At 31.9% G+C, this 4,187-nt stretch carries 1 protein-coding gene; it reads left to right on the plus strand.

Translation table 11 applies throughout. The features are described from left to right. Positions 1-206 precede the first annotated feature (206 nt). A partial coding sequence (gene cas9, locus ACHZDT_RS23565; protein ID WP_394777142.1) for a type II CRISPR RNA-guided endonuclease Cas9 occupies positions 207-4,187 on the plus strand: 3,981 nt, incomplete at its 3' end.

Genomic DNA, 4,187 nt, shown 5'->3' on the forward strand with positions numbered 1-4,187 from the left:
ACGCTGGGTTAGTTTATGATAAATTGTTATATTGTGGGAGGGAGTATGGGAATGTGATACCTTGGGAATAATGTTAGGGGAAAGGTTGGGGAATAAAAATGCCTCCAGCCGAACTGAGAGGCAGACTTAAATCAGTCTAAGGAATAATCCTTATTGTGATAAGCTTTCAGTGTAAAAGTAAATGTAAAAATTATAAATAATAACAAATGGCAAAATTTATTTTAGGATTGGATATTGGAACAAATTCAATTGGGTGGGTTATACTTAAGGACAATAAAGTTTTTGATAAAGGAGTTATAATTTTTCCTATAGGTACAAATGTAGATAAGAATGGTATTGAAACTACCAAGAATATGCAGAGAGGAACTTACAGAAGAGTAAGCAGAAATCATTCACGATACAAGCTCCGCAGGAAAGACCTAAAAAAGCTTCTTGCTGGATTAAATATAATCCCATCCTTTGCTAATACTTTTAATGTAAAAAAGAAATACCAAGCTTCTGAATTATACCAACTAAGAGCAAATGCTTTAGACAAACAAATACCAATTGAAGAAATTGGCAGAATATTTCTATTAATTAATAAACACAGAGGTTTTAAAAGTAATAGCAAAATCCTTTCGGAAAGTAAAGACGAAGAAGGTGTAGTTAAAGAAGATATTAGAAATCTATCAACAGTAATGAAAGCCAATGAAGCAAGAACATTGGGAGAATACTTTCATAAGATGTATGAAAAATCAGCAGAATCTTTCAATGATGGCAACTGGCATAATATTGATGAACCTTTTGATGAAAGAGCAATTGACAATGATGGAATTTTTTGGTTGCAAAATAACAGAGGTATACGGCGGGAAGGCAGATTTGTTGGTAGAGAAATGTATGCGAATGAATTTGACCTTATTTGGGATGAACAAAAAAAATATTATCCTCAACTAACAGGAAGTAAAATAGAGTACGATGAAATATGTAAACTTCCGGTAGAAGAAAAAAGAAAGCGACTTCAATTATTCAGTGATACCTATTATTGGAAAATAAAACAACAAACAATCTTCTTTCAAAGGCCATTAAAAAGTCAAAAAAAGTTTATTGGTAAATGCCAGTTTGAGAAAAATAAACGAACAGCACCTGCAAGTTCAATATTGTTTCAGGAATTCAGGATATGGAAACAATTATCAGACATTCGTTATACTGATAAGGAGAATGACATTTATAAGCAACCCCTCCCTCAGGAATGGAAACAAAAAATAGTTACCTATTTAGAAACAAATTTATCACTGAATTTGAGAGAAGGGCGTAAAAAAGAAGATGGAACCAGAAATACAGATGTATTGGATATACTTGGTTTTGCCAACAAAAAGAATTTTGAATTTAATTATGATACCAACGTGGAAGACAAAAATTTTCATGGCAACAAAACTTTATACGCCATCTATAAAGCATGTGGAAATGATAAATACAATCAATTAAAAACAGAAAATAAACTAGAAAAGCTTTGGCACATCCTTTACATGGCTAAAGATGATGAATGGCTGAAAGATACGCTTACGTGGAAATGGGGATTTGATGATACTACTGCCACAAGACTTATTGAAATGGGACTTGAAGAAGGCTTTGCCAATTATTCGAGTAAAGTATTGGAAAAGATACTACCGCACATGAAAAATGGTAATGATGAACACAATGCTTTGATACTTGCAAACTATATTCAGGCATCAGATGAGTATAAAGAGATCACAACTCTCTCTAAAAAAATCAAACAACTTGCAAATAACGAATTAAGAAATCCGGTAGTAGAAAAAGCAGTTGGTGAAACTATAAGACTGGTAAATGCAATTTTAAAAACACATGATATTGATCAGGAAGATTTTACTATACGGGTGGAAAGTACAAGAGAATTTAAGAAACCAAAAAAAGAAAGGGAAAACATAAGAAGAAAAAATTTAGATACTGAAAAACGCAGAGAGGAATATGCAAGTTTCTTAAATGAAAAAAAGGGTAAAGGCGAATTAAGTTTTAGCAGGGATATTAAAAAGAACGACAGTATCATTAACAAATTTGAGTTATGGCTTGAGTTAGGAGCAGATAAAAATGATGCCGATTTTAAGAATTTTGAAAAAATTGTTGAAAGAAAAGATAGAGAAAAACACACGCTTTGGTTAGACTGCAACAGGATGTGCCCATATACAGGAAACATCATTTCTCTTTCCAAACTATTTAGTCCTGAAATTGAAATAGAACATATTATTCCTTACAGTTGGAGTTTGGATGACAGCTTTACTAATAAAACCATAACATTTGGCTATATAAATAAAGAAAAAGCAAATAAATCTGCTTTTGAATATATGAAAGGCAAGGGTGAAGTAGCATTAAAAGAATATAAAAGCAGACTTAAATCCAACAAACAATATAATAAAGAAAAGGTAGAAGAAAGATTTTTAAACGAAATCCCAGAACAAACATTTACCAATGCACAAGGAAGAAATGCATCTTATATAGCTGTTTATGTAAGAAAAAAATTACAGGAAGTTTGCAGGGATGTACAATTTACAAATGGATTTGCGACTGGTGAATTAAGAAAAAACGATTGGAGATTGGGTAATCTTTTAGACAAGGTTAGATACCAGGAAGAAACAGGAATTGATGTTGACAAATACACAAGAGAGTTTGCCAATTACAAAAAAGATTTTGAAACATACAGAAAACGGAAAGCCAATAGCACGGATATAGTAAAAACAGAATGGAAAAATCTAACTCCAGAAATCACAGCAGAATATGAAGCCGAAACTAAAAATCCCATTTATGAATGGTGGCAGGAATTGCAAAAATTTGATGCGTTTAGAGGAGGGAAAGGAAAAAAAGACCGTTCAGATCACAGACATCATTTATTAGATGCTATTGTAATTGCAATGTGTTCTCCAAGCATAATTCAACGCTTAAGTACTTTAAATCAGCTAAGGGAAAAACAAGGTGCTTCACTTTACGATGAAAAAGGAGAATTAACAAGAGAAAGAATTGATTTACCAATTCCTTATTCTGACATAAAGGAAACCTTAGAATCAGTACTGGTATATCATAAAGCTGAACAGCGTCTAATTACGTCAAAACAAAACAGAATTCATAAAAAGAAAAATTCGGTTGGTGACACCAATATTATTAAACAAAAAACTATTGCGCCAAGAGGGAGTTTAGTTGGAGATAATTTTTATGGCAAACTTAAAAACCCTCAACACCAGGGTTTTGCTAAAGATGCTGTTTTTGTAAAAAGAGTATCTGTAAATGGAGAAAATTTTAAAGACAAAAAAGCACTTGATAAAATTGTTGATAAAAACTTAAGAAAGATATTAGAATTACGTCTTGATAAATATGGAGATAAAGGAGACAAAGCTTTTAGTGAAGAGGCACTTTTAGCAGACCCATTATTTATTTACAGCACAACAAAATATCCAAATGGTTTGCCTGATAAACCGGTAAGCAAAGATGGAAACCCTTTACCAGTTATTAAAAAAATAAGAGTTGCAAATAAAAATTCAAGAAACCTTATTCAACTAGTAGCAAAAGATGAAGAAAAGAATATTGTAAACTCAAATAGATATTCCGAAGCTGATGGAAATTATGTGATGGCATTATATGAAAGTAAGGAAACAGACAAAAAGGGGAAAGTGAAAATTAAAAGAGATTTTGAAATCGTTTCATTTTTTAAAGCTGTAGAAAGAAGAAGGAAGGGTGAAAAGTTATTTGCCGATGAAAAAGAACAAAAAGATGGAAATTTTTTACCGCTGATGAAATCATGCCCATATTTAAAAGCTGGTGATTTTGTTGTAATGTATGAAAAAGAAGAAGCAGAGATTGATTGGGATGTAAAGGAAGATTTGAAGAAGAGGCTTTATAAGGTTACCCAGCTTAGCTCAAAAATAGTTAGCAAAGTATATGAGTTTGGAGATATTTTCTTTGCAAAGAACAACATTTCATCTTCTAATGCTAAATATGAAAGTGCAGGCTATATTCATACAAAAGAGAATAAATTCTTACAAAATTCGCATGTACAATTAAAAGCAATCAAAGTCCAAATTGACCGCCTTGGCAATATATCATCTGTTGACACACAAAAATCTTATGTACTAACAGATGAAGAAAATAAAAATACCGTTTTGGAACCGGAAGCCCTATATGATAAAAAAACAATTCAACGC

This window comes from Flavobacterium sp., assembly GCF_043722275.1.
Classification (GTDB): domain Bacteria; phylum Bacteroidota; class Bacteroidia; order Flavobacteriales; family Flavobacteriaceae; genus Flavobacterium.